The sequence below is a fragment of the Salipiger abyssi genome, from assembly GCF_001975705.1.
Taxonomy (GTDB): domain Bacteria; phylum Pseudomonadota; class Alphaproteobacteria; order Rhodobacterales; family Rhodobacteraceae; genus Salipiger; species Salipiger abyssi.
In genome coordinates, this window is sequence record NZ_CP015093.1 from 3,919,145 (window position 1) to 3,943,137 (window position 23,993).

Sequence of the window (23,993 nt, forward strand, 5' to 3'; positions counted from 1 at the left end):
CCGCGCGCTCAGTGCAATTGCCGCTGCACCGTCTCGGTCAGCTGGTTGAGCGAGAAGGGTTTCGGCAGGAAGACCGAGTTCGGCACCTCGTCCTCGCCCTCGGCAAAGACATCCTCCGCATAGCCCGAAACGAACACCACCCGCGTGCCCGGTCGCGCCTCCAGCGCCTTGCGAACCCAAGTCGGCCCGTCCATGCCGGGCATGACCACATCGGTGACGAAGATATCCACGCGGACCATATCGTCGGCCAGCGTGTCGAGCGCGTCCTCGGCGGTGCCCGCCTCGATCACGGTGTAGCCGCGCAGACGCAGGGCGCGGGCGGCAAAGGCGCGCACCGGCGCCTCGTCCTCCACCAGCAGGACCACGCCATTGCCCTGCTGCGCGCGCTTGCGCGGCTTTTCACGGTGCTGCGGCGGGGGCAGCTGCGCCGGGGCGTCGTAGGCTGGAAAGAGCAGCGTGAAACAGCTGCCCTGCCCGATCACGCTGTCGACGAAGATGAAGCCGCCGGTCTGTTTGACGATGCCGTAGACGGTGGAAAGCCCGAGCCCCGTGCCCTCACCGGTGCGCTTGGTGGTGTAGAACGGCTCGAACACCTTTTGCAGCTTGTCCTGCGGGATGCCCGCGCCGCGGTCGATCACCTTGACCGCGGCATATTCGCCCGGCTCGACCAGCGCGCGGTCGCGCTTGAGCGGGTCGAGCAGCGTGCGGCGCTCGGTCTCGATGGTGATCTCGCCGCCCTCGGGCATGGCGTCGCGGGCATTGACCACCAGGTTCATCATCACCTGTTCGAGCTGCCGGCGGTCGCCGCGGATCGTCGGCAGCACCGGGTCGTGGCTGAGCGTGAGCTGCACCTTTTCTCCGACCAGCCGGTTCAGAAGATGGGTGAGGTCGGACAGCGTGTCGCGCAGGTCGAGCACCTCGGGGCGCAGGGTCTGCTTGCGCGAAAACGCCAGGAGCTGGCCGACAAGCGCGGCGGCGCGGTTGGCGTTCTGGTTGATCTGCACCAGATCGCCGTAATCGGGATCGCCCTGATCGTGGCGCAGGAGCAGCAGGTCGCAATGTCCAGAAATCGCGGTGAGCAGATTGTTGAAATCATGCGCCACACCGCCGGCGAGCTGACCGATTGCCTGCATCTTCTGACTTTGCACGAACTGCGCCTCGAGCGTCTTCAGCTCGGTGGCGTCGTTCAGCACCGCCACCAGCTCGGGCCGACCATTGTTATGCACCTGATTCAGCGTGACCTGGACATAGATTTCGCGATCGGCGCGGGTCAGGCGCAGGAATTCCGAGCGATGCAGCCCGCGCCCCGCCGCCGCCTCGCTGAGCCAGTCGGTGATCGAGCGACCCAGCCCCTCCATATAGTCGGTAACGCAACCGCCATCGGCGTGCTCCACCGCGAGCAGCCGACAGGCGACGGCATTGGCGCGCAGCACCGTGCCATCGGCGCCGAGCCGCAACAGCGGCACCGGCAGCGCGTCGAACCCCGTCATGTCGGGCGTATCGCCCTGCGCCGTTTCGACCGGGTGCAGGATCAGCTCCTGCCGACCGATCCCGGCATCTGCGCAGCGCACCGTAAAGCTGCGATGCCCGTCCGGCGTGACGAAGCGGTGTACAGCACCGGAGCTGAGCGGCGGATCCTCGAGCACATCCTCGATACGCTTGACGCGCCGGCCCAGCACCGCGCGGGCGCGCCCGTTCATATAGAGCACCGCCCCGCTGCGCCCGAGCGTGAGCAGCGGCAGCTCCGCCTCGTCCGCGGCGCCGGCGCCGGCGTCACGGTCCGGGCCGGCACGCGGATCGACGCGCCAGATCGCCCGCCCGCCGAAGCCCAGATGCAGCGACAGGCGGAACCGCCCGGCATGGGTGGTCACGTCCTCGCGCGCGGCGCCGCTGTCATTGTCGCCGGCGGCGAGCCTGAGCCGGTGCATCACCCCCTCGGCGCTGGCGATACTGGCATTCAGCACTGCGGCGAGCGGCCGCGCCTCTGGCGCGCCGAACCGGTCGCAGGCGGCGGCATTGGCGAAAATCACCGTCTCGCTTTCATCGGTGACGAAGATCGGGGTGGGCACGTCCTGAGAGAACCGCACGATGGCGGCGAAATCCCGGGCGCCACGACGGCGGCGCAGCAGATGGCCGAGCGCCACAAGCGCCGCCAGCGTGGCAAAACCCGCCCCCGCCGCCAGCAGGCCGATCTGAGCGGCGCCGGCGGGCAGCGCCATGACGCTGCCGAAACAGGCAAGCGCCAGCAGCACCATGAGCGCGGCGCCCCGTATCTCGCCCGGCGCCCATGCCGGGCGCTGCCGCACTGTCGCCGAACCCTCCGCCACATGGCCCCCTTTCGCCGGTCACATCTCTCCTCCAGATGTGCCATGACAGGGTTTAACCAAAGGTAAACCAATTCGAAGATACACACGAAAACCGAAAAACGCGAGCTTATCAGCCCCGGCGCGTCAGGCAGGCAAGATAGAAGCCGTCCCCCCCGTCGCGTGGCAGGAACTGGTGCTCGCTGCCCAGCGTCCAGCCGGGATGTCCGGCGAGGAAATCCGCCACCTGCGCGCCGTTTTCGGGCGTGAGCATGGAACAGGTGGCATAGGCCAGCGTGCCGCCCGGTGCCACCAGCGCGGCGGCGGCGGTCAGGATCTGCGCCTGGGTCCGGCAGAGATCGTCGAGCCCGGCCTCTGTCAGCCGCCATTTGCCCTCGGGCGCGCGGCGCCAGGAACCGCTGCCGGAACAGGGCGCGTCGCAGAGCACGAGGTCATAGGGGCCTTTGGGATCGGCGATGCGGGAGATCTCGGCGCCGGCGCGGGCGGCGCGGGCGGGCAGGTCGGACATGCGGGCGGGGTTGGCGTCATGCGCCGCGACCGGCCCGGCGATGCGCGCCGCCATGGCCAGCGCCTTGCCGCCGCCGCCGGCACAGTAATCGAGCAGGCGCATGCCGGGTGCCAGCGGCAGCGCCGCCACCACCGCCTGGCTGGCGGCGTCCTGAAGCTCCACCAGCCCCTCGGTAAAGGCACGCGAACGGGCGACGCCGCGCGCGCCCTCGGTGACCTCGAGCGCGGTCTCGGCCAGCGGGTGCGGGCGGGTCGCGATGCCCTCCTCGGCCAGCGCCGCGCGGGCGCTGTCACACGTGGCGCGCAGGCTGTTGACGCGCAGAAAGACCGGCGCGCGGTGGCGCAGCTCCTCGGCCGCTTGCGCCGCCTCCTCGCCCAGGGAGGCGCTCCAGAGCGGCCAGAGCCAGTCGGGCAGATCCAGCGCCTCGGCGCCCTCGGGCACGCTGCCCGCGGCGCGCTCGGCCACGGAAAGCGGCGCCGGCGCGTGGCCGGCGCCGGTGAAGAGCGTGTCGGGATCGGTGCCCGCCTGCCGCAGCAACCCCAGCATCCGCGCCCGCCCGCTCTCGCCGCCCCCCAAGGCGGCGGCGGAGCGCCAGCGGCGCAGCGCGTCGAACACATGGTCGCGCACCGCCGCCCGGTCCTTGGAGCCGGCAAAGCGCGAGGCGCGCGCCCAGCGGAGCAGCGCCTGCTCCGCCGCCCGACCGCCGGCGATCTCGTCGAGAATACCGGCGGCGGCGGCAATGCGCGCGGCGGGGGTCATCCGGCGCGGTAGTTGGGCGACTCGCGGGTGATCGTCACGTCGTGCACATGGCTTTCCTGCAACCCCGCATTGGTGATCTTCACAAAGCGGCAATTGCGGCGCATCTCCTCGACGGTGCCGTTGCCGGTATAGCCCATCGCCGCGCGCAGACCGCCCACGAGCTGGTGGATCACCGCTCCCGCCGGCCCCTTGTAGGGCACCTGCCCCTCGATCCCCTCGGGCACCAGCTTGTCGGAGGCGGCGTCCTTCTGGAAATAGCGGTCGGCGGAGCCGCGCGCCATGGCGCCGAGGCTGCCCATACCGCGATAGGCCTTGAACGTCCGCCCCTGGTAGAGGATGACCTCGCCCGGGCTTTCGTCGGTGCCGGCGATCATGCTGCCCACCATGGCGCAGGAGGCGCCGGCGGCGATGGCCTTGGCGAAATCGCCGGAGAACTTGATGCCGCCATCGGCGATGACCGGCACGTCCCCCGCCGCCTGGGAGCATTCCATGATCGCGGTGAGCTGCGGCACGCCGACCCCCGCCACCATGCGGGTGGTGCAGATCGAGCCCGGGCCGATGCCGACCTTGACCGCGTCGGCGCCGGCGTCGATCAGCGCCTTGGTGGCTTCGGCCGTGGCGACGTTGCCGGCAATCACCTGCACCTCGTTCGACAGCCGCTTGGCGCGGCTCACCGCATCGACCACGCCACGGGAATGGCCATGCGCGGTGTCGATCACCAGGATATCCACCCCGGCATCGACCAGCGCCTCGGAGCGCTCGAACCCGGCCTCGCCCACGCCGGTGGCGGCGGCGACGCGCAGGCGGCCGAGACCGTCCTTGCAGGCGGTGGGGTTGAGCACCGCCTGTTCGGTGTCCTTCAGGGTCAGCAACCCGGTGAGCTTGCCGCTCTCGTCGGTGACCAGCAGCTTTTCGATGCGCCGCGCCCGCATCAGGCTGATCGCCTCGTCGCGATCGGCGGGCTCGCGCAGGATGGCGAGGTTGTCCGACGTCATCATCACCCGCACCGGCGTGTCGTCCTGCTGGGCAAAGCGCATGTCGCGGTTGGTGACGATGCCGACGACGCGGTGATCGGTATCGACCACCGGGAAGCCGGTGAAGCCGTAGCGCTCGGTCAGCGCCTTGGCATCGGCCAGGGTCTGATCGGGGGTCAGCGTCACCGGATTGTAGACGATGCCGCTCTCGAAACGCTTGACCCGGCGCACCTGGCGAGCCTGTTCCTCGACCGAGAGGTTCTTGTGGATCACCCCAACGCCGCCGGCCTGGGCCATGGTGATCGCCATGCGCGCTTCGGTCACCGTATCCATGGCCGAGCTGAGCAGCGGGATGTTCAGGGCGATGGATTTGGTGACGCGGGTGCGCGTGTCGGCGGTGCTGGGCAGCACGCTGGACGCGCCGGGGACGAGAAGAACGTCGTCGAAGGTGAAGGCCTCGCGAATCTCCATGGGGCAGCTCCTTGGGAGGGGATCGGTTGGCACGTCCCTATTGCACGGATGCGCGGGAGGGGAAAGCCCCCCTCTTCATGGTGATCGTGGCCAGGCGCGCGCATCTGCGCCGGGCACGGTGCCGGTGGCTGCGGATGCTCTAGCGTATTTGGAAAGAGAAGACGCGCAGGGTGCGGGAGAGGTGGATCGCCGCGCGCCGGCGGTTGCGCTTTTGCGGGGCGCGGCGCAGGCTGGCGCGATCGCAAAAGGAAAGGAGCGCGGCGCATGGCGCATGGTTATCAGACCGGGCGGCTGGACCTGCCCTTCACCGGGATCTGCACCTTTGCCAAGAGGCCCCATGTGCAGGACTGGAGCGCGCTGGAGGCGGATGTGGCGGTGCTGGGCGCGCCCTTCGACGCGGGCACGCAATGGCGCGCGGGGGCGCGGTTCGGACCGCGCTCGGTGCGCGAGGCCTCGACGCTGTTTTCCTTCGGCCATGCAGGGGCTTACGATCACGAGGACGATGTCACCTATCTCGGCCCGGAGCTGCGGATCGTCGATATGGGCGATGCGGATATCGTGCATACGGACACGCTGGCGAGCCATGCCAATATCCGCGTGGGCGTCGAGGCGGCGCTGAAAGCCGGGGCGCTGCCGGTGGTGATCGGCGGCGACCACTCGGTGAACATCCCCTGTCTCGAGGCCTATGAGGGGCACGCGCCGTTCCATCTGCTCCAGATCGACGCGCATCTGGATTTCGTCGACGAGCGCCACGGGGTGACGCGCGGCCATGGCAACCCGATGCGGCGGGCGGCGGAGAAACCCTGGATCTCGGGGCTGACGCAGGTGGGGATCCGCAATGTCAGCTCCACCGCGAAGGAGGGATATGACGATGCCCGCGCGATGGGCTCGGATATCCTCTCGGTGCGCCAGGCGCGCGGGCTGGGCGCGGACGGCGTGGCGGCGCGTGTGCCGAAAGGCGCGCCGGTCTATATCACCATCGACATCGACGGGTTCTGCCCGTCGATCGCGCCGGGCACCGGCACGCCCTCGCATGGCGGGTTTCTCTATTACGAGGTGCTGGAGATCCTCCAGATCGTCGCACGCGAGCACGAGATCGTCGGCATCGACCTGGTGGAGGTGGCGCCCGATTACGACCCGACGGGATCGACCGCCATTCTGGCGGCGCAACTGTTGATGAACCTGCTGGGATTCGTGTTTCACGCCCGATCCATGCGCTGACCCACCCGTTTCATCGGCGGGGATGGGCGCATTGGCAAGGTTGCGCTTGCGCGAACACCCGCTCTGCGGGAAGCTGAAGGCGAGCAGTACCGGACATCAGAGAGCCCAAGGCCCATGTCGCTTCCCCTCGCCGGCGTCACCATCGTCGATTTCAGCCGGATTCTCTCCGGCCCCTATGCCACCATGATCCTCGCCGATCTCGGCGCGGTCGTGATCAAGGTCGAGCGCCCCGGGCGCGGCGACGGTGCCCGCGCGCTGCCGCCGCTGAAGGACGGCAAGAGCGGCTTTTTCGCCGCGATCAACCGGGGCAAGCGCTCCATCGCGCTGGATCTGGAGGCGGAGGCCGACCGTAGCCTGCTCGACCGGCTGCTGGACCGCGCCGATGTGCTGGTGGAGAATTTCCGCCCCGGCGTCATGGCGCGGCACGGGCTCGACTGGGAGGCGCTGCGGCCCCGCCTGCCCCGGCTGATCTATGCCTCGGTGAGCGGCTACGGCCAGACCGGGCCGGATGCGAAACGCCCCGCCTACGATGCCGTGGTGCAGGCGCGCGGCGGGCTCATGGGGCTGACCGGCACAGCCGACGCGCCGGCACGGGCGGGCAGCTCGGTGGGCGATCTGGCGGGCGGCATGTTCCTCGTGCAGGGCATCCTCGCCGCGCTTTACGACCGCGAAAAGACCGGGCGCGGACGGCGGGTCGATATCGGGCTGCTCGACGCGCAGCTTGCGTTGATGGAACAGGCCGTGCCGCAGACCGCGCTCGGCCCCGCGCCGCAGGCCTCCGGCACACGTCACCCGGCGCTGGCACCCTGCGAGGCGGTGGCGGCCTCCGACGGGCCCTTCATGCTCGCCGCCGGGACCGACGCGCAGTTCGAGCGGCTCTGCCTCGCGCTGCAACTGCCGCTGGCCGAGGATCCGCGCTTTGCCGACAATGCCGCGCGGCTCGCCCATGTCCGGCTGCTGAAACGGCTGATCGAGGCCGCCACGCTGGAACATCCGCGCTCGCACTGGCTGTCCAGGCTCACCGCCGCCGGCGTGCCCTGCGCCCCGATCCAGAGCATGGAGCAGGTGATGAAGGATCCGCAGCTTCTGTCGCGCAACATGATCGTCGATGTGCTCGACCGTTACGGGCGCGCCAGCTTCAAGGCCGCCGGCAATCCGATCAAGATGTCTGAGATGGAGGACCGCCCGGCCCGGCCCGCCGCCCCGGAGCTCGACGGAAACCGCGCCGATATCCTGCGCTGGCTGGGCGCGGACTGACGCGGACGGTGCGCATCCGGTCGTTTCCCGGCAGCCCTCCCGCGTCAGGTGCAATAGTCTCGGACGGGCGCAACAGGACACGTCATGACCCAGGATCCCCTCGTCGTCTTCACCCCCTCGGGCAAGCGCGGCCGCTTTGCCGCCGGCACCCCCGTGCTGACCGCCGCGCGGCAGCTCGGTGTCGATCTCGATTCCGTCTGCGGCGGGCGCGGCATCTGTTCGAAATGCCAGGTGGTGCCGGGCTTCGGCGACTTTCCGAAACACGGCATCCATTCCGGCGAAGACGCGCTCTCGGGCTGGAACACCGTCGAGGCGCGCTATGACGAAAAGCGTGGCCTGCCGCCCGGACGACGGCTGAGCTGTCAGGCGCAGATCCTCGGCGATGTGGTGATCGACGTGCCGCCGGAAAGCCAGGTGCACCGGCAGGTGGTGCGCAAGGCGGCCTCGGCGCGGGTCATCGAGATGGACCCGGCGACGCGGCTCTACTACATCGAGGTCGAGGCGCCGGACATGCACGAGCCGACCGGCGATCTCGAACGCATCGCGCGGGCGCTGAAGGCGCAATGGGGCATCGAAAAGATATCCACAGAGTTTTCCACACTTGCCTCCCTGCAACCTATCCTGCGCAAAGGCGACTGGAAAATCACCGTCGCCCTGCACAAAACCGATATTTCCGCCGATCCGCGCCTCATTGCCGCCTGGCCCGGGCTGCACGAGGCGGGGATCTACGGGCTGGCGATCGACCTCGGCTCCACCACCATCGCCGCGCATCTGACCAATCTCGACAGCGGCGATGTGGTCGCTTCCTCGGGGATCATGAATCCGCAGATCCGCTTTGGCGAGGATCTGATGAGCCGGGTGTCCTATGCGATGATGAATCCCGGCGGCGATGCCGAGATGACCGCCGCCGTGCGCGAGGCGATTTCGACCCTGGCCAGCGAGATCGCGCGCGAGGCCGGCATCGACCCGGCGCTGATCCTCGAGACGGTGTTCGTCTGCAATCCGGTGATGCATCACCTGCTGCTGGGCATCGACCCGGTGGAGCTGGGACAGGCGCCCTTTGCGCTCGCCACCTCCTCGGCGCTCAATCTCACCGCCGCCGATCTGGGGCTGACCACCCTGCCCGCCTCGGCGCAGGTCTATATCCTGCCTTGCATCGCCGGCCATGTCGGCGCCGATGCCGCCGCCGTGGCGCTGTCGGAGCAGCCCGGCAAATCCGAAGACCTCGTGCTCATCGTCGATGTCGGCACCAATGCCGAGATCCTGCTGGGCGACAAGACCCGGGTGCTGGCCTGTTCCTCGCCCACCGGCCCCGCCTTCGAGGGTGCGCAGATCAGTTCCGGCCAGCGCGCCGCCGCCGGCGCCATCGAGGCGGTGCGCATCGACCCCGAGACCAAGGAGCCGCGGTTCCGCATCATCGGCAGCAAGTTCTGGTCGGACGAGCGTGGCTTTGCCAAGGCGGTGGCGCGCAGCGGCATCACCGGGATCTGCGGCTCGGGCATCATCGAGGCGGTGGCCGAGATGCGCATGGCAGGCGTCTTGGACGCCTCGGGGCTGATCGGCTCGGCGGAGCAGACCGGCAGCGCGCGCTGTATCGCCGAAGGGCGCACCCATGCCTATGTGCTGCATGACGGGCGCGCCACCGGCGGGCCGCTGATCACCGTGACCCAGGGCGATATCCGCGCCATCCAGCTGGCGAAATCGGCGCTTTATGCGGGCGCGCGGCTGCTGATGGACACGCGCGGCGTCGACAAGGTCGACCGGGTGGTGCTCGCGGGCGCTTTCGGCGCGCATATCTCGCCGCTGCATGCCATGGTGCTGGGGATGATCCCCGATGTGCCGCTCGACAAGGTAACCTCGGCGGGCAATGCCGCCGGCACCGGCGCGCGGATCGCGCTTTGCAACCTCGCCGCGCGGCGGCAGATCGAGGCGGATGTGGGCGCCATCACCAAGGTCGAGACCGCCATCGAGCCGCGCTTTCAGGAGCATTTCGTCGCCGCCAACGCCATCCCCCACGCCACCGATCCTTTCCCGGAACTGGCGCGCGAGGTGACGCTGCCGCAGGTCGGGTTCAAGAAGGGCGACGAGGGTGGCGGACGCCGCCGGCGGCGCCGGGCGTAACTGCGCTGTCCGCAAACCGACTTGACGGGGGCAGCGGCGCCCGACAGAGCAGCAGCGCGCGGCACCGGGGACACGCTCGAAGTGGCAACACGAATTCGTCGGTTGCGCCAGACGCCCCGGCATGCTTCCTGCGCAACGGAAACCCGGAGATCCCGCCATGCTGCGCCGCCTCTATGACTGGACGATGTCGCTCGCCGATCATCCGCGGGCGCTCTGGGCGCTGGCCGCGGTGTCCTTCATCGAGGCCTCGGTCTTTCCGATCCCGCCCGACGTGCTGATGATCCCGATGGTGCTCGCCGCACCGCGCCGGGCCTGGCTGATCGCGCTGGTGGCGACCGTGTCGTCGGTGCTGGGCGGGCTCGCGGGCTATGGCATCGGGCATTTCTTCTTCGAGGGGCTGGGCCGGCCGATCCTCGAGACGCTCGGCAAGGCCGATCACATGGAAGCGTTCAACGCGCGCTTCAACGGCGTGGGCTTCTGGGCCGTGCTGATCGCGGGCGTCACCCCCTTCCCGTTCAAGGTGATCACCATCATGTCGGGCTGGACGGCGATGCCGCTCGGCACCTTTGTGGTCACTGCCATTGTGGCGCGCGCCATCCGCTTCTTTATCGTGGCAGGTCTGCTCTGGGGCTTCGGCGCGCCGGTGCGCGACTTCATCGAGCGTCGGCTGGGCCTCGTCTTCACCCTCTTCGTGCTGCTCCTCTTGGGCGGCTTCTACCTCGTGAGGTATCTTTGAAACGCTCCCGCACGCTCCTCGTTCTGCTCGCCGCCGCCGGCTCCGCCGCGGTGCTGCTGGGCGCCTTCGGCTTTCAGTATCTGGGCGGTCTGCCGCCCTGCAAGCTCTGCCTCTGGCAGCGCTGGCCGCATGCCGCCGCCGTGCTCTTCGGCGCCGGCGCGCTGGCCACACGCGGACCTGCCATGCCGCTTCTGGGCGCGCTGTCGGCGGCGACCAGCGGTGGCATCGGGGTCTATCACACCGGAGTCGAGCGCGGCTGGTGGCCGGGGCCGGACAGCTGCACCGCCTCGGGTCAGATCACCGGCATCAGCGCCGACGATCTGCTCAACCAGATCATGAGCGCCGAAATCCAGCGCTGCGACGAGGTGCTGTGGGATCTGTTCGGCCTGTCGATGGCAAGCTGGAACGCCATTGTCAGCCTGGTGCTGGTGGCGCTGTGGCTCGCCGCCGCCGCACGGAGCGCGCGCCGGGGCTGAACGCGCGGGAGCGGTGGGCAGATTGCCCACCCTACGGCGATCAAGAGACGCCACGGCCCCATCAATGAGGCCCCGGATCAGGTCCAGTGCGGAAGCACCGAAGGGTGGGCCGTTTGCCCACCCTTTTTTACGCTCTCGTCACAATTCCCCGGCAAAAGCGCCCTCAACCAAAGTTGCAGGGCACGGATACTGCACCTTCCGGCCCATGGCAGCTGTCGACCCGCACCGTCAGATCGGTCTCCGAGGCAGGGGCACACCCCGCTGCCGCGTCATAACCCAAGGAGACATCACATGACCAAGATCCTCGCCGCCGCCCTCGCCGCGCTCACCCTTACCGCGCCCGCCATGGCCTCGCCCGATGTCGATGCCGACACCGCCGCCAAGGTCCGCGAAAAGCTCACCGCCGAGGGCTATGAGGTCCGCAGGATCGACAATGAGGACGGCATGATCGAGGTCTATGCGCTGAAAGACGGCGCGCGGCTGGAACTCTATCTCGACGCCGAACTGAACGTCGTCCGCTCCAAGACCGACGATTGAGCCATGCGCACGGCCCCGGCGCATCGCTCCGGGGCCGCTGCACAAAGCCACAAAGGAGCGTCGCCATGACCCGCCACCCCATCTGGGACCCGCTGCTGCGGGTGTTCCACTGGAGCCTCGCCGGGCTCTTCACCGCCAACGCCTTTTTCACCGACGAAGAGAGCGCCACCCATGAATGGGTCGGCTATGCCATCGGCGGGCTGCTCGCGCTGCGCCTGCTCTGGGGCTTTGTCGGCCCGCATTCCGCGCGCTTTGCCAGTTTCCTGCCCAACCGCGCCCGCATTCGCGGCCAGCTCACCGACATGGCCACAGGCCGCCGCCGGGTGCATCTGATGCACACGCCCATCGGCGCGCTGATGATCTACAACCTGCTGCTGACCCTCGCCGGCATCGTCGCCACCGGGGTGATGATGACCACGACCATGTTCTGGGGCATCGGCTGGGTCGAGGAGATGCATGAGGTTCTGGTCGGCTGGGCCGAGATCTCGGTGCTGCTGCATGTGGCCGCCGTGGTCTTCGAAAGCCTGCGCACCGGGGTGAACCTGCCCGGCGCGATGATTACGGGTGTCAAAAACGTGCCGGATGGGGCAAATATCGAGGCATGACCACCGCCACACCGACCGGAGCCGAGCGCTCCGCCCCGCTTGTCGGGCTGATCGCCGTGCAGATCCTCTGCGCGGCCTTCTTCCTTTTCGATGTCGCCAAGGACGGCATCGAGATCGGCTGGCCACCGTTTACCCACTGGGAATTCGTGGTCGAGCTGCTGGCGGCGCTGTCGCTGATCGCGGCGGTGGCGGTCGAGCTGCGCTGGCTGATGGCGCTCCTGCGGCGCAAGGCGCATCTGGAGCGGCAGCTCTCGCTGGCCGCCGGCGCCTTTCACGACATCGTTGCGGCGCAGTTCGAAAGCTGGGGGCTGACGCCCTCGGAACAGGATGTGGCGATGCTGACGCTCAAGGGGCTGGCCATCGCCGAGATCGCCGAAATCCGCGGCTCGGCGGAGGGAACGGTGAAATCCCACCTCAACGGCATCTACCGCAAGGCCGGGGTGACCGGGCGCGGCGCCTTCCTCAGCCTCTTCATCGAAGAGCTCATGTCCACCCCCAGGAGCGCCCCGCCAGAAGGCGCGTGACAGCGCCACCGCGCTCTGGCATGACGGGCGCCATGACCAATCGGCTCGCGATCTGGATCGGCCTGATCGTCGTCGCAGCACTGGCGGCGGATATCTGGCTTTATGGCTCGGAACACCTGCTGTTTCTGGGCCGCAAACTGTTCGTCCTGCTCGATTGGCTGGCCTTCTGGCACTGAGGCCCGGCGCATGACCGGGCAGCGGATACGGCGCAGGTTGACTTAGTGTCGGCAACCTGATGACCTGCCGGCATCAGCCGGATACCGAACAGCGAGGAGATATCCATGACCGTCAAAGTCGCCATCAACGGCTTCGGGCGCATCGGGCGCAATGTGTTGCGCGCAATCATCGAATCGGGCCGCACCGATATCGAGGTGATCGCCATCAACGACCTCGGCCCGGTCGAGACCAACGCCCACCTGCTGCAATTCGACAGCGTGCATGGCCGCTTCCCCGTCGAGGTGAAGGTCGACGGCGACACCATCGACGTGGGCCGCGGCCCGATCAAGATCACCGCGATCCGCGACCCCAAGGAACTGCCCTGGGGCGATGTCGACGTGGCGCTGGAATGCACCGGGATCTTCACCGCCCGCGAAAAGGCGGCGCTGCATCTGGAGAACGGCTCCAAGCGGGTTCTGGTCTCGGCGCCGGCCTCGGGTGCCGACAAGACCATCGTCTTCGGCGTCAATGACAGCGCGCTGACCAGCGACGATGTCGTCGTGTCGAACGCCTCCTGCACCACCAACTGCCTGTCGCCGGTGGCCAAGGTGCTGAACGATGCCATCGGCATCGAAAAGGGCTTCATGACCACGATCCACAGCTATACCGGCGACCAGCCGACGCTGGACACGATGCACAAGGATCTCTACCGCGCCCGCGCCGCGGCGATGTCGATGATCCCGACCTCCACCGGCGCCGCCAAGGCCGTGGGCCTCGTGCTGCCGGAGCTCAATGGCAAGCTCGACGGGGTGGCGATCCGGGTGCCGACGCCGAATGTCTCGGTGGTGGATCTGGTCTTCGAGGCCAAGAAGAGCACGACCGTGGAAGAGATCAACGACGCGATCCGCACCGCCGCCAACGGCCCGCTCAAGGGCGTTCTGGGCTATACGGACAAGAAACTCGTGTCCTCGGATTTCAACCACGACTCGCACAGCTCGGTCTTCCACACCGACCAGACCAAGGTGATGGAGGGCAGCATGTGCCGGATCCTGACCTGGTACGACAACGAATGGGGTTTCTCCAACCGCATGGGCGATACCGCCGTGGCGATCGGCAAGCTGATCTGATCATCCGTCGCTTTGACGACGCAGGCAATTTCGAGGGGCGGGGCCGGAACAGGCCCCGCCCCTAGTCTTTCAGCGCTTCGCGTGCGGCGGCATAGCCCTGTCTCGCGCCCTGCTCCACCGAGTGCCCCGCCTGGTGCGACGGCAGCATCTGCACTGTCACCGGCGTGGGCGGCGGAATGGCCCGTCGCAGTGAGGCCGGGCTGCTGGCCGGCGCGCGCATGCCATTGCCAAGATCGGAGCGGCGCTGCGGCAGGGCGCCGGCTGTCCGGATGTCCATCCTGTCACCTCCTGAAAAACACGGCATTAACGTTAATGCTGAAAGGTTGCGAAGACCTTACCTGCCCAGGGTTCCGGCGGGCCGATAACGCCGCCATGCAAAACATGCAGGCCGGGGTTGGGTTTTCGGAAGTTGTGCTGCGGCGCAGCATTCCCCAGGTTAGCGCCAACAGAAACCGAAGGCGACCCAAGGAGAGAGACATGACCCGCCTTTACGAAACCCTCCGTGACCGGCTCGACCGCCGGACCCGTTACCGCCGCACCCTGCGCGAGCTGCGCAGCCTGCCGCTCGACACGGCGCTGGATCTCGACATCTATCAGGGCGATGCCCGGCGTATCGCCAGCGAAGCCGTCTACGGCCGGAGCGCATGACACTCGGGCCCGGGCCACACCCCGGCCGACTCTAAGGGGTGCCCCAGAGACCACTATGGTCGGGGCGCTCCGGCGCGCCAGCGTTCGGAAAGCAGCAACAATCATCACTTACTGTTTCCGGATAGACCGCAAAGCCGCCATTCCCGCCGCCTCGCGGCAACTCTTTTTCCGCCCAAATCGCGCCGTGATTGACCTTTGCCCCCTGTTTCCGGTAAAAGCCGCCGCATCGGGATCGTACATGCACGAACCGCAGGGCCATCCGGGCCCGATCCCAGACCAGATGCGCGGGCCCAGTCTTAGTGTCCGCACCCAAATCGGACACCTATGACAAAGTTTTCTGACCTCAATCTGAACCCGAAAGTCCTGAAAGCCATCGAGGAGGCGGGCTATGAAAGCCCCACCCCGATCCAGGAAGGCGCGATCCCCTCCGCGCTCGAGGGCAAGGACGTGCTGGGTATCGCCCAGACCGGCACCGGCAAGACCGCCAGCTTCACCCTGCCGATGATCACCCTGCTGGCCCGTGGCCGCGCCCGCGCGCGCATGCCGCGCAGCCTGGTGCTCTGCCCGACGCGCGAGCTTGCCGCGCAGGTGGCCGAGAATTTCGACATCTACGCCAAGCATGTGAAGCTCACCAAGGCGCTGCTGATCGGCGGCGTCAGCTTCAAGGAGCAGGATGCGCTGATCGACAAGGGCGTCGATGTGCTGATCGCCACCCCGGGCCGGCTGCTCGACCATTTCGAGCGCGGCAAGCTGCTGCTCACCGGCGTGCAGATCATGGTGGTGGACGAGGCCGACCGCATGCTCGACATGGGGTTCATCCCCGATATCGAACGCATCTTCTCGCTGACGCCCTTCACCCGCCAGACGCTGTTCTTCTCCGCCACCATGGCGCCGGAGATCGAGCGCATCACCAACACCTTCCTCTCCGCCCCCGCGCGGATCGAGGTCGCGCGTCAGGCCACTGCCTCGGAGACGATCGAACAGGGCGCGGTGTTCTTCAAGGCGTCGCGCCGTGACCGCGAGGGCAGCGAGAAGCGCCGTGTGCTGCGCGAGCTGATCGAGCGTGAGGGCGAGGCCTGCACCAACGCCATCGTCTTCTGCAACCGCAAGGTCGATGTGGATGTGGTGGCGAAGTCGCTGAAGAAATACGGCTATAACGCCGAGCCGATCCATGGCGATCTCGACCAGAGCCAGCGCACCAGGACGCTGGATGGCTTCCGCGACGGCTCGATCCGGCTGCTGATCGCCTCGGATGTGGCGGCGCGCGGGCTGGATGTTCCCAGCGTCAGCCATGTGTTCAATTTCGACGTGCCGAGCCATGCCGAAGACTATGTGCACCGCATCGGCCGCACCGGCCGCGCCGGGCGCGAGGGCAAGGCCTTTACCATCGTCGTGCCGAAGGACGAGAAGAACTTCGAAGACGTGGAAAAGCTGCTCGAAAAAGAGATCCCCCGCGTCGAACTGCCGAGTGCGCCGAAACCCAAGGCGTCCGCCAAGCAGGATGTGGCCGAGGAGCCCGCGGCTGCGGCGCCCGAAAAGGCCGATAAAGGCGAGAAGAAAAGCACCCGCTCGCGGTCGCGCAAATCCGACAAGCCGGCGCAGGAAAAGCCCGCGCGGCGCTCGGAGCGGAACGACAACAATGTCGTCGGCATGGGCGATCACATGCCCGAGTTCATCGCGCTGAGCTTCGAGGAACGCCGCGCCAGCTGAGGCGGGCGTTTCCGGGGCGCGCGCTTGCTGCGCCCTACTTCTTCGAAGCAGGTCTTACCAGACACGAAAAAAGGGCGGGCCCGAAAGCCCGCCCTTTTTGCAGTCTTATAAGGGGGATCAGTCGCGCAGCACAGCCATGCTGCTCTCTTCCCAGCCGATCCAGACTGGCGCCTCGCCCACCGACTGGCCGGTATCCGCATCCACATAGGCCTTGAGCGTCGCGCCCTGCGCCTCTTCCACCAGCAGATCCAGCGCCATGCGGCTGCCGAGGAAGGTCTTGCCGACCACCCTGCCCTGCACCGCGTTCGCCGTCGCCGGGCGCTCGGCGTGAAAGCCCAGCCGCTCCAGACGCACCGAGGCGGTGATCGGCGTGCCCGCCTGCGGCACGCCACCCGGCGCATGGCCGCGCAGGGTCTGGCCGAACCAGTCCATCACCACCGCGCCGCCCTCGGTGCCGCGCAGCTCGCCGGTGAGCAGGTTCGTCTCGCCGATGAACTCTGCCACAAAGCGGCTCGCGGGATGGAAATAGAGCTCTTCGGGCGTGCCGTCCTGTTCCACCTTACCCTTGTTCATCACCACGATGCGGTCGGACATGGTCAGCGCCTCTTCCTGATCGTGGGTCACGAAGAAGAAGGTCTTGCTGGTGCGGCGCTGGATGCTTTTCAGTTCCTGCTGCACCTGCCCGCGCAGTTTCGCATCGAGCGCGCCCAGCGGCTCGTCGAGCAGCAGGAGCGCCGGATCGGGCGCCAGCGCCCGGGCCAGCGCCACACGCTGCCGCTGCCCGCCGGAAAGCTGCGCCGGGTAGCGGTCGCCATAGGCGTCGAGCTCGAGAAAGGACATGATCTCGTCCTGCCGGCGGCGAATTTCGGGTTTGCTCATCCCCTTCAGCTCCAGCCCGAAGGAGATGTTCTGCCGCACGGTCATATGCGGAAACAGCGCGTAATCCTGAAACACCATGTTCACCTGGCGTTTCTCCGGCGGCAGACGGGTCACATCGGTGCCGTCGAGGATGACGCTGCCCGAGCTCGGCTGCTCGAACCCGCCGAGAATGCGCAGCGTGGTGGACTTGCCGCAGCCCGACGGGCCGAGGAAGGTGACGAATTCGCCGCGGGCGATATCGAGGGTGAGATCGTCCAGCGCCGTGGTGTCGCCGAAATGCTTGGAGACGTTCTGGATGCGGACGAGCGCGTCTGAGGTCATGGCTCAGGACTCCTTGTTCATGCGGCGGGTAAAGCGCTCGGCCCAAACGCCGACAACGGCGGTCAGGACCAGCGCCGCCGTGGCGATGGCGTTGATCTCGGGCGACATGCCCGATTTCAGCTTGGCGAAGATCAGCACCGGCAGGGTCGGCTCGTAGCCGCCGAGGAAGAAGGAGCGGACGAAATCGTCGAAGCTGAGCAGAAGGCAGAAGATGCTCGCCCCCATGATCGCGGGGATCAGATAGGGCAGCGAGATGCGCAGGAAGGCGATGAGCGGGTCGGCGCCCAGATCGCGCGCCGCCTCGATCTGGCTTTTCGGCAGGGTCGAGAGCCGCGCCATGACCACAAGCACAACAAAGGGCACGTTATGCACCGCATGGGCCCAGACGATGGCGCCCATGCCGGGCTCGATGCCGAGATAGCGGGCATAGATGCGGAAGGCGATGGCCGAGATGATCCCCGGCACCAGCGCCGGCAGCACGGTCATGCCGAAGATCGCCGCGCGGCCCCAGAACTTGCGCCCTTCCAGCAGCACCGCGATCCAGGTGCCGACAAAGACCGAAATCAGCGTCGACAGCACCGCGATCCCGACCGAATACCCAAAGGCGGAAATCACCTCGGCATTCTCGAAAAGCCCCATATACCACTCCAGCGTATAGGAGCGGATCGGGAAGCCGATGAACTTGCTGTCCTTGAAGCCCATCAGCACCATGAGCACCAGCGGCACAAAGACATAGGCGACAAAGCCCCAGTAGACGCAGGAGAGCAGAATGCGGTTGCCCCGGGTCATTTCGCATCTCCCTTGCGCAGCGCGGTCATGAGTTTCTGGAACAGCGTGGTGATGACCAGCGCCGCGAGGAACATGATCACCGCAAAGGCAGCCCCCGTGGGCCATTCATCGCCCGCGACATGGAAGAACCCGGCGATGGTCTCGGCGAACACCGTGGTCGAGGGCCCGCCCAGCAGCACCGGCGTGGCATAGAACCCCGTCGAGATCAGGAAGACCAGCGTGCAGCCCGAGGAGATCCCTTCGAGGGTCAGCGGCAGGGTCACCCGGCGGAACCGCGTCCAGGCGCCCGCGCCAAGATCGGCGGCGGCCTCGTTCAGCGATTTCGGCAGCTTCTCCAGCGCCGAATAGAGCGGCAGCAGCATGTAGAGCGCGGTCAGGTAGACGATGCCGACGCCCATGGAAAAGCTCGTGTACATGAAGGGGATGGGCCGGTCGATCAGCCCCAGCCATTTCAGCACGAGGTTCACCGCGCCGGTATTGCCCAGCAGGATCATGATCGCATAGGTGCGCACGATCTCGCCCACCCAGAACGGGATGAGCAGCATCAAAAGCAGCAGCATGCGGTTCTTGGGGCTGACATGGCGCGCCAGGAAATAGGCCACCGGATAGGTCAGGATCAGCGTGCAGAGCGTGAAGACGAAGGCAAAGCTCAGCGTCCGGAAGAACGGCATCCAGAAGATGCTGTCGCCCAGAAAGCGCAGGTAGTTGTCGAAGGTGAAATGCTGCTCGGTCCCCGGGGCGACCGGATAGGCATCGGTCAGCGACACGCGGAGCATTTGCAGCATCGGCCCCAGATGCTGGGTCAGCACCCAAAGCACCGGAAAGGCCGCGAGAATCAGGAACTGGCGGCGCGGCGTGGCAGTGGCGATCTGCACCAGCGCCCGGTACGGCGCCCAGGAAGCCAGCCGCCCCCAGAAGGTGCGGTCGCCTCCGGCAGCCGGGACGGCACCGCGTTCTTCGCGCGCGGATGCGTCATAGGTCATGATATGCCCTTTCGAAAGGCTTGGCGGAGACCCCGCCCGCGACTGACGGCACGGACGGGGCTGCGGTTCAGTACGCTTACGCGGCCTTGATGGCCTCCACAGCCGGGTCGACGAAGCCGTATTTCATCTCGTTCGCCTCGGCGCGGAAGAACTGGAGGTTGGCCAGCTGCTCGTCCGGGAAGGAGGTGGATTTCTTCTCCAGATCGGTCAGATATTCCGACGCGCCCTTGTAGGTCGAGATGAAGCCCGACGCCTTGGTCATCGCCGCGCCGATCTCGGGCGAGGCGAGAATGGCATTCAGGAAGGTGTAGGCGTTGTCCGGGTTCGGGCAGTTCTTGGCGATGTTGTAAGTGTAGACAAAGCCGTAGGAGCCCTCTTTCGGGATCGACATGCCGAGCGGGAAACCGTCATTGATCAGCGCCGCCGCCGGGCCGTTCCAGCTATGGCCCAGCACGATGTCCTGGTTGACGAACATCTGCTGCACCTCGGCGCCGCTGTCGTAATATTTACGCACCAGCGGCTTTTTCTCGATGAGATACTGCTTGGCCTCTTCGACGATGGCCTCGGCCTTTTCCGGGTCGCCCAGATACTCGACCATATTGCCGTCATAGCCCATCTTGAGCATGATGATCGACATCATGTCCTGGATGATATAGGCGGTCTGGCCCTTGTATTTCTCGCTGAAGAGCGTGTCCCAGGTATCGGCCTCTTCGGGGCTGACATAGTCGGTGTTGTAGGCCAGCACCTCCATGCCCGAGAGGATCGGCGCGCCCCATTTCTCGCCATTGATGGTCGACCAGTCGGATTCGCTGAAGGTCGGGTTGATATTGCCCCAGTTGCTCAGCCGGTCGGTGTCGAGCGGCGCCAGCAGGTCGCTGTCGATGAATTGCAGAAAGCGGTGGCCGGCCACGGTCATGATGTCCACCGAGGGGTTCGGCGCCTCGGCGGCGAGCAGGTTGAACTGCTTGCCCTGGTCATCGACCAGCCGGACATTGACCTTGATGCCGGTCTCGGACTCGAACTGCTCCTTGAAGGCCTCGGGGACGAAATCGTTATAGGTCCAGATATTGACCTCGCCGCCCTGCGCATGGGCGCGGCGCAGATAGGCGGGGCTGGCCAGCGCCGCGCCGGTCATGGCGGCGGTGGTCAGCAGTTTGCGGCGGTTGAGAATGAGTTTGCTCATGGTGCGCGTCTCCGTGTTGGATCGTATTGTGTTGTCTGTTTGCCGTATCTTCGAGGTCACGACGCCGGTTCCGGCGTCTTCCGCAGCAGGCCGGTACGGGCGGCCTGGCGCAGATCGTCGAGGCTGTAGCGGTCCAGCTCCAGCGCGTTCAGTAGCTCGTTTTCATGCGCGAAATCGCGGGCATACATGGCGGAGAAGATCTTGATCCCCGCCTCGTGCAGCTCTGCGGGATGGCCAGTGAGCCGTCCCAGAATGGCGGTGAGTTGCAGCCCGTAGGGCACATCCTCGGTGACATAGCGGCTGTCGGCGGTAGCCGGCCCGGTGCCGCCATTGCCCTGCGCATGCATCTGCTGGTTCATCTCCGAGATCGTGGAGATCGGCACATGAAAGCTCTGGCTGAAATGCTCGAAGATCGTTTTGGTCTTGAGCCCCAGCGCCTCGGCGATGGCCAGCCGCTCCAGATCCAGCGCCTCCAGCAGCGCGCCCACCTTGGGGGTGACGTTCTGGCCCTGACTCCAGGTCTCGCCGCGCTCCATGCGGGTGATATTGCCAAGCGCGATGCCCAGATGGTTCTGCGGGTTGAGATTGGACAACGAGATCGCCAGCAGCCCGTCGCGCGGCACAAAGACATCGCCGAAGAGCCTGGTGCAGACCGCGCGGGCGCAATCGCTGCGGGTCTCGGGCACGGTGCAGAGATCGACCTTCTTGCGCACGGTATTGACCTGCACGCTGGCGCCCTCGCCCCGCCGTCCGGTCACAACCGTGGTGCCCCAGGCGGTCACGGCGGCCTCCACGCCGCGCGCGGCAAGGGCCTGCATCAGATAGACCGCGCCGAGCGAGGCGTGCGAGCTGATGAGGATGTGCTGGCCGTCGCGGATATGCGGCGCCAGCGCATCGAACACCGCCTTGTGGCCATAGCCCGGCAGCGCGATCAGGATCGCGTCGTTTTCCTCGGCCAGCTGCTGCGCCGAGGCCGCGACGCGCGAGTCGAACTGCGTCTCGATGGCGCCGGTGGCGGTCAGCAGCCCGTCTTGCAACGCGGCGGTCGAGGCGCCGGAGGGCGACCAGAGCATCGGGTCGTGGCCGTTCTGGTGCAGCAGCGCCGCCGTGCCGAACGCGATGGAGCCCGCGCCCGCGATGCCGACCTTCGCGCTCATGCCGGCACCTCCTGCCGTACCGGATCGCCCAGCACATGCATCAGCCGGTTGGCCCAGCCGAACAGCGCCGCCGAGAGGATCAGGTCGAGGATTTCCTCGTCGCTGAGCCCCGCTTCGCGCAGCTTGGCCATATCCTCGGGCGCGGCATCGACCGGGCTTTCCGAGAGCTTGCGCGCAAAGTCGAAAATCGCGCGATTGCGGGGGCTTAGATCGGCTTTCTCACCCTTTGCAAAAAGTTCGTCGGTGACCGCCGTGTCCTTCTCAAGCTTGGCGTGGCGGTCCGCATGCACGGCGGCGCAATAGATGCAGCGGTTGACCATGCTGGCGCCGATGGCGCCGAGCTCGCGCTCGGCCCGGCTCATGCCGCCGGGATCGTACATGATCGCGTTGAAGAGCGGCGAGCGCACCTTGAGGCTTTCGACGTCATGCGCCAGCGTCAGCACATAGTCCGAGACCTTGGTGTTCGAGGGCGTCACCTGAAGCGCATCGAGCTGTTCCTCGGTCGCCTCTTGCAGATCCACCGGCGTGACGCGTGGCTGCCAGTGCGGAACTTTGCGGGTGAATTTGTGCACGATCCGGCTCATGCCGCTTCCCCTTTCATCAGGCGCAGCCCGGCGACGACGCGGAGCTGATAGGCCATGAAGGCGCAGAGCTCACAGAGCCGGACGATATCCGCATCCGCAATTCCTTCGGCCTGAAGCGAAGAAATGTCCTCGGCGGCGATGTCGCGGGTCCGGTTGGCGGCCTTGTCGAAAAACGCCACGACCGTGCCAAAGCCCTCCGCCACGCCATCGCGCGCCGGATCAGCCAGCGCCACCATGGCGCCGGCCTTGTCGAGATAGCGCTCGGCCAGCGCCGGCTCGCCGCCCGCCGTGGCGAGCCGTGCCGCAAGCGCTGCACGCAGATCGTGCGGGAAGGCGCCGGGATCGCGCGGGCTCAGCACCGCGTCCTCGGCGGCCTGGGTCGCCTCGATGATCTTGGTGCGGGTCTCGGCGGCGGCCGCCACCGGCCCCTGCGCAATGCCCGCCGCCTTCAGTGTCGTGCTGTCGAAAATGCTCATGCCACCTGTCCTTCCGCCGGCTGCGGCAGCGGGGTCGGTTCCCACTCGCTGCCGTCGAGCTCGGGTGTTTCGTAATTCAGCATGTCCTGCCAGTGCGTCTCCAGATCCTCGGCATAGAGCGTCGCCGCCATCGCCCGCGACAGCCAGGCCGCGCCCTCGGACACGCCCGGAATATCGCCCGAGACCTTGCCGAGACTCGCAGAGGCGCCGTAGTTGAAGCAATAAACCTTGCTCAGCCAGGGCACCTCGCCCGGCACCTTCTCGCGGAAGGTGAAGTCGGGGTTGAGATAGGGAAAACGGCCCAGATCGGCGTTCTGCTCGTCCTCCGGCGGGGTGTAGACATCCTGCCAGAGCAGGATCTTGCCCGCCACGTCGCCGAACTCGGTGCGCGCCATCGGGTCGATGACGAAACCGGTGCCGAGGATGACGAAATCCGCCACGTAGGACGTGCCGTCTGCGAAATGCACCTCGACCTCGTCACCGCGCTGCTCGATCTTTGTCGTCGCCTTGCCGAAATGGAAATGCGCGTTCTTGTGGCGGCTCACCCGCAGGGTGGAGCCATGTGGCGGCGGCGTCTGGGTGGCAAAGCTGTACTGCATGAAGCGCCAGCGCCATTCGTCGGGAAGATCGGCGAAGCCGGCGGTGAAGCCGAAGCTGCCGATGCCCATCATCTTGTTGATCGTCGGCATCTCCTTGCGGCGGATCACATGGCGCACCTCGGCGGCGCCGTGCTCCAGCGCCTCCGCCGCGTTGTCCACCGCCGAGGCGCCCACCCCGATCACCGCCACGCGCTTGCCTTTGAGCGCGTCGAAATCGATCTCGTCGGCGCTATGCGCCCAGAAGCGGCGCGGCAGATCCTTGATGAAGCCGGGAATGTTCGGCCCGCCAGTGCCGTCGCGCCCGGTGGCAAAGACCAGCTTGCGGCAGAGGATCGTGCCCTCCTCGGCGCCCGACACGGTGAGCCGCAGCAGATCGCCCTCGGGCTCGACCTTGTCGACCGAGACGCCGTTTTCCACCGGTACGTTCAGCGCCTTGCGATACCAGCGCAGATACTCCATCCACATCGGGCGCGGAATCTTGTCCATCTTCTCCCAGGCTTCCGCGCCGTGCTGGGCGCGATACCAGGCCTGAAAGGTCAGCGGACCGAGGCCAAAGGCCGGGCCGGTCAGGGTTTTCGGCGAGCGCAGCGTCTCCATCCGGGCATAGTTGAGCCACGGCCCTTCCAGCCCCTCGGGGCTGCGGTCGAGCACGCGGATATTGCGCACGCCGCCGGTTTGCAGGCCGAGCCAGGCCACCATGCCGCACATGCCGCCGCCGATGATCACCACATCCGTCACGCCCTCCCGCGCCGGCACCCAGTCCTTGCCGGGATAGCAGAGGAAATCGAGGTCTTCGTGGAGGCGGGCCTCGAGGGCCTCAAGGCCCTGCGCGTCGATCGGAGAAGTGTCATTCGTGTGCATACGAATC

Annotated in this window: 24 protein-coding genes; 12 read left to right on the forward strand and 12 right to left on the reverse strand. The window is 67.0% G+C overall.

All coding sequences use genetic code 11. The annotated features are described in order from the left end of the window. Nucleotides 1-8: 8 nt before the first annotated feature. From Ga0080574_RS22645 to guaB, 3 genes are all read right to left on the reverse strand, one after another. Nucleotides 9-2,255 carry a hybrid sensor histidine kinase/response regulator gene (locus tag Ga0080574_RS22645; protein ID WP_083716982.1) on the reverse strand — a complete coding sequence of 749 codons (2,247 nt, stop codon included), beginning with the start codon at nt 2,253-2,255 and terminating at the stop codon, nt 9-11. A gap of 181 nt (nt 2,256-2,436) precedes the next feature. Beyond that, complete coding sequence (locus tag Ga0080574_RS22650) at nt 2,437-3,591, reverse strand: RsmB/NOP family class I SAM-dependent RNA methyltransferase (RefSeq protein WP_076704984.1); 1,155 nt, start codon at nt 3,589-3,591, stop codon at nt 2,437-2,439. Next, entirely contained in the window at nt 3,588-5,036 is a 1,449-nt protein-coding gene (guaB, locus tag Ga0080574_RS22655) for an IMP dehydrogenase (protein ID WP_076704986.1), read from the reverse strand. Before guaB ends, Ga0080574_RS22650 begins: the two co-directional genes overlap by 4 nt. Before the next feature lie 264 nt (nt 5,037-5,300). Here guaB and speB point away from each other — a divergent pair, with 264 nt between their 5' ends. From speB to gap, 10 genes are all read left to right on the forward strand, one after another. After that, nucleotides 5,301-6,257, forward strand: coding sequence for an agmatinase (speB, locus tag Ga0080574_RS22660; protein ID WP_076704988.1), 957 nt, complete (start codon nt 5,301-5,303; stop codon nt 6,255-6,257). 114 nt (nt 6,258-6,371) lie between these two features. Next, nucleotides 6,372-7,514 (forward strand): CaiB/BaiF CoA transferase family protein, encoded by a 1,143-nt coding sequence (locus Ga0080574_RS22665; protein WP_076704990.1) that lies wholly within the window; start codon nt 6,372-6,374, stop codon nt 7,512-7,514. An 84-nt stretch (nt 7,515-7,598) separates the two neighbouring features. After that, nucleotides 7,599-9,635 carry an ASKHA domain-containing protein gene (locus tag Ga0080574_RS22670; RefSeq protein ID WP_076704992.1) on the forward strand — a complete coding sequence of 679 codons (2,037 nt, stop codon included), beginning with the start codon at nt 7,599-7,601 and terminating at the stop codon, nt 9,633-9,635. A 157-nt stretch (nt 9,636-9,792) separates the two neighbouring features. Next, nucleotides 9,793-10,371: a YqaA family protein gene (locus tag Ga0080574_RS22675; RefSeq protein ID WP_076704999.1), complete on the forward strand. Its 579-nt coding sequence runs from the start codon at nt 9,793-9,795 to the stop codon at nt 10,369-10,371. Beyond that, complete coding sequence (locus Ga0080574_RS22680; RefSeq protein WP_076705001.1) at nt 10,368-10,847, forward strand: disulfide bond formation protein B; 480 nt, start codon at nt 10,368-10,370, stop codon at nt 10,845-10,847. The genes Ga0080574_RS22675 and Ga0080574_RS22680 overlap by 4 nt, the downstream gene beginning before the upstream one ends. Before the next feature lie 291 nt (nt 10,848-11,138). Then, nucleotides 11,139-11,384 carry a PepSY domain-containing protein gene (locus Ga0080574_RS22685; protein WP_076705003.1) on the forward strand — a complete coding sequence of 82 codons (246 nt, stop codon included), beginning with the start codon at nt 11,139-11,141 and terminating at the stop codon, nt 11,382-11,384. A 65-nt stretch (nt 11,385-11,449) separates the two neighbouring features. Next, complete coding sequence (locus Ga0080574_RS22690; protein WP_076705006.1) at nt 11,450-11,989, forward strand: cytochrome b/b6 domain-containing protein; 540 nt, start codon at nt 11,450-11,452, stop codon at nt 11,987-11,989. Beyond that, the gene (locus Ga0080574_RS22695) at nt 11,986-12,513 is read left to right on the forward strand and encodes a helix-turn-helix transcriptional regulator (RefSeq protein ID WP_076705008.1); all 528 of its coding nucleotides are present in this window, start codon (nt 11,986-11,988) and stop codon (nt 12,511-12,513) included. Before Ga0080574_RS22690 ends, Ga0080574_RS22695 begins: the two co-directional genes overlap by 4 nt. Before the next feature lie 32 nt (nt 12,514-12,545). Then, complete coding sequence (locus tag Ga0080574_RS26325) at nt 12,546-12,689, forward strand: hypothetical protein (protein WP_198039760.1); 144 nt, start codon at nt 12,546-12,548, stop codon at nt 12,687-12,689. Nucleotides 12,690-12,794: 105 nt separating this feature from the next. Next, nucleotides 12,795-13,796, forward strand: coding sequence for a type I glyceraldehyde-3-phosphate dehydrogenase (gap, locus tag Ga0080574_RS22700; protein WP_076705010.1), 1,002 nt, complete (start codon nt 12,795-12,797; stop codon nt 13,794-13,796). A 61-nt stretch (nt 13,797-13,857) separates the two neighbouring features. Here the strand turns inward: gap and Ga0080574_RS22705 are convergent, their stop codons facing one another. Next, complete coding sequence (locus tag Ga0080574_RS22705; protein ID WP_076705012.1) at nt 13,858-14,073, reverse strand: hypothetical protein; 216 nt, start codon at nt 14,071-14,073, stop codon at nt 13,858-13,860. A 200-nt stretch (nt 14,074-14,273) separates the two neighbouring features. On the opposite strand from Ga0080574_RS22705, the gene Ga0080574_RS26330 reads away from it, so the two are divergent. Both Ga0080574_RS26330 and Ga0080574_RS22710 read left to right on the forward strand, forming a co-directional pair. Beyond that, nucleotides 14,274-14,444, forward strand: a complete 171-nt coding sequence (locus Ga0080574_RS26330; protein ID WP_198039761.1) for a hypothetical protein — start codon at nt 14,274-14,276, stop codon at nt 14,442-14,444. Between the two features lie 324 nt (nt 14,445-14,768). Next, the gene (locus Ga0080574_RS22710; protein WP_076705014.1) at nt 14,769-16,154 is read left to right on the forward strand and encodes a DEAD/DEAH box helicase; all 1,386 of its coding nucleotides are present in this window, start codon (nt 14,769-14,771) and stop codon (nt 16,152-16,154) included. Nucleotides 16,155-16,271: 117 nt separating this feature from the next. On the opposite strand, the gene Ga0080574_RS22715 is transcribed toward Ga0080574_RS22710, so the two are convergent. The 8 genes from Ga0080574_RS22715 to Ga0080574_RS22750 form a co-directional block, all read right to left on the reverse strand. Beyond that, the gene (locus tag Ga0080574_RS22715) at nt 16,272-17,354 is read right to left on the reverse strand and encodes an ABC transporter ATP-binding protein (protein ID WP_076705016.1); all 1,083 of its coding nucleotides are present in this window, start codon (nt 17,352-17,354) and stop codon (nt 16,272-16,274) included. 3 nt (nt 17,355-17,357) lie between these two features. After that, complete coding sequence (locus Ga0080574_RS22720; protein WP_076705018.1) at nt 17,358-18,143, reverse strand: ABC transporter permease; 786 nt, start codon at nt 18,141-18,143, stop codon at nt 17,358-17,360. After that, nucleotides 18,140-19,126 (reverse strand): ABC transporter permease, encoded by a 987-nt coding sequence (locus Ga0080574_RS22725; protein WP_076705020.1) that lies wholly within the window; start codon nt 19,124-19,126, stop codon nt 18,140-18,142. Before Ga0080574_RS22725 ends, Ga0080574_RS22720 begins: the two co-directional genes overlap by 4 nt. 76 nt (nt 19,127-19,202) lie before the next feature. After that, nucleotides 19,203-20,309: an ABC transporter substrate-binding protein gene (locus Ga0080574_RS22730; RefSeq protein ID WP_076705021.1), complete on the reverse strand. Its 1,107-nt coding sequence runs from the start codon at nt 20,307-20,309 to the stop codon at nt 19,203-19,205. Between the two features lie 56 nt (nt 20,310-20,365). Then, nucleotides 20,366-21,466 carry an NAD/NADP octopine/nopaline dehydrogenase family protein gene (locus Ga0080574_RS22735; protein ID WP_076705023.1) on the reverse strand — a complete coding sequence of 367 codons (1,101 nt, stop codon included), beginning with the start codon at nt 21,464-21,466 and terminating at the stop codon, nt 20,366-20,368. Continuing rightward, a complete protein-coding gene (locus Ga0080574_RS22740) occupies nt 21,463-22,050 on the reverse strand; it encodes a peroxidase-related enzyme (protein ID WP_076705024.1) in 588 nt (195 codons plus the stop codon). The genes Ga0080574_RS22735 and Ga0080574_RS22740 overlap by 4 nt, the downstream gene beginning before the upstream one ends. Then, the gene (locus tag Ga0080574_RS22745) at nt 22,047-22,526 is read right to left on the reverse strand and encodes a hypothetical protein (RefSeq protein WP_076705026.1); all 480 of its coding nucleotides are present in this window, start codon (nt 22,524-22,526) and stop codon (nt 22,047-22,049) included. The genes Ga0080574_RS22740 and Ga0080574_RS22745 overlap by 4 nt, the downstream gene beginning before the upstream one ends. Continuing rightward, nucleotides 22,523-23,986: an NAD(P)-binding domain-containing protein gene (locus Ga0080574_RS22750; protein WP_076705028.1), complete on the reverse strand. Its 1,464-nt coding sequence runs from the start codon at nt 23,984-23,986 to the stop codon at nt 22,523-22,525. Before Ga0080574_RS22750 ends, Ga0080574_RS22745 begins: the two co-directional genes overlap by 4 nt. Between the last annotated feature and the right edge of the window lie 7 nt (nt 23,987-23,993).

Excerpts from the sequence above, each read along its gene's own strand:
- Ga0080574_RS22750 (WP_076705028.1), bottom strand. The coding sequence starts at position 23,986 with ATGCACACGAATGACACTTCTCCGATCGACGCGCAGGGCCTTGAGGCC.
- Ga0080574_RS22710 (WP_076705014.1), top strand. The coding sequence starts at position 14,769 with ATGACAAAGTTTTCTGACCTCAATCTGAACCCGAAAGTCCTGAAAGCC.
- Ga0080574_RS22735 (WP_076705023.1), bottom strand. The coding sequence starts at position 21,466 with ATGAGCGCGAAGGTCGGCATCGCGGGCGCGGGCTCCATCGCGTTCGGC.
- Ga0080574_RS22730 (WP_076705021.1), bottom strand. The coding sequence starts at position 20,309 with ATGAGCAAACTCATTCTCAACCGCCGCAAACTGCTGACCACCGCCGCC.
- Ga0080574_RS22725 (WP_076705020.1), bottom strand. The coding sequence starts at position 19,126 with ATGACCTATGACGCATCCGCGCGCGAAGAACGCGGTGCCGTCCCGGCT.
- Ga0080574_RS22745 (WP_076705026.1), bottom strand. The coding sequence starts at position 22,526 with ATGAGCATTTTCGACAGCACGACACTGAAGGCGGCGGGCATTGCGCAG.
- Ga0080574_RS22685 (WP_076705003.1), top strand. The coding sequence starts at position 11,139 with ATGACCAAGATCCTCGCCGCCGCCCTCGCCGCGCTCACCCTTACCGCG.
- Ga0080574_RS22740 (WP_076705024.1), bottom strand. The coding sequence starts at position 22,050 with ATGAGCCGGATCGTGCACAAATTCACCCGCAAAGTTCCGCACTGGCAG.
- Ga0080574_RS22645 (WP_083716982.1), bottom strand. The coding sequence starts at position 2,255 with ATGGTGCTGCTGGCGCTTGCCTGTTTCGGCAGCGTCATGGCGCTGCCC.
- Ga0080574_RS26330 (WP_198039761.1), top strand. The coding sequence starts at position 14,274 with ATGACCCGCCTTTACGAAACCCTCCGTGACCGGCTCGACCGCCGGACC.
- Ga0080574_RS22675 (WP_076704999.1), top strand. The coding sequence starts at position 9,793 with ATGCTGCGCCGCCTCTATGACTGGACGATGTCGCTCGCCGATCATCCG.
- Ga0080574_RS22690 (WP_076705006.1), top strand. The coding sequence starts at position 11,450 with ATGACCCGCCACCCCATCTGGGACCCGCTGCTGCGGGTGTTCCACTGG.
- gap (WP_076705010.1), top strand. The coding sequence starts at position 12,795 with ATGACCGTCAAAGTCGCCATCAACGGCTTCGGGCGCATCGGGCGCAAT.
- guaB (WP_076704986.1), bottom strand. The coding sequence starts at position 5,036 with ATGGAGATTCGCGAGGCCTTCACCTTCGACGACGTTCTTCTCGTCCCC.
- speB (WP_076704988.1), top strand. The coding sequence starts at position 5,301 with ATGGCGCATGGTTATCAGACCGGGCGGCTGGACCTGCCCTTCACCGGG.
- Ga0080574_RS22650 (WP_076704984.1), bottom strand. The coding sequence starts at position 3,591 with ATGACCCCCGCCGCGCGCATTGCCGCCGCCGCCGGTATTCTCGACGAG.
- Ga0080574_RS22705 (WP_076705012.1), bottom strand. The coding sequence starts at position 14,073 with ATGGACATCCGGACAGCCGGCGCCCTGCCGCAGCGCCGCTCCGATCTT.
- Ga0080574_RS26325 (WP_198039760.1), top strand. The coding sequence starts at position 12,546 with ATGACCAATCGGCTCGCGATCTGGATCGGCCTGATCGTCGTCGCAGCA.
- Ga0080574_RS22670 (WP_076704992.1), top strand. The coding sequence starts at position 7,599 with ATGACCCAGGATCCCCTCGTCGTCTTCACCCCCTCGGGCAAGCGCGGC.
- Ga0080574_RS22715 (WP_076705016.1), bottom strand. The coding sequence starts at position 17,354 with ATGACCTCAGACGCGCTCGTCCGCATCCAGAACGTCTCCAAGCATTTC.
- Ga0080574_RS22665 (WP_076704990.1), top strand. The coding sequence starts at position 6,372 with ATGTCGCTTCCCCTCGCCGGCGTCACCATCGTCGATTTCAGCCGGATT.
- Ga0080574_RS22720 (WP_076705018.1), bottom strand. The coding sequence starts at position 18,143 with ATGACCCGGGGCAACCGCATTCTGCTCTCCTGCGTCTACTGGGGCTTT.
- Ga0080574_RS22695 (WP_076705008.1), top strand. The coding sequence starts at position 11,986 with ATGACCACCGCCACACCGACCGGAGCCGAGCGCTCCGCCCCGCTTGTC.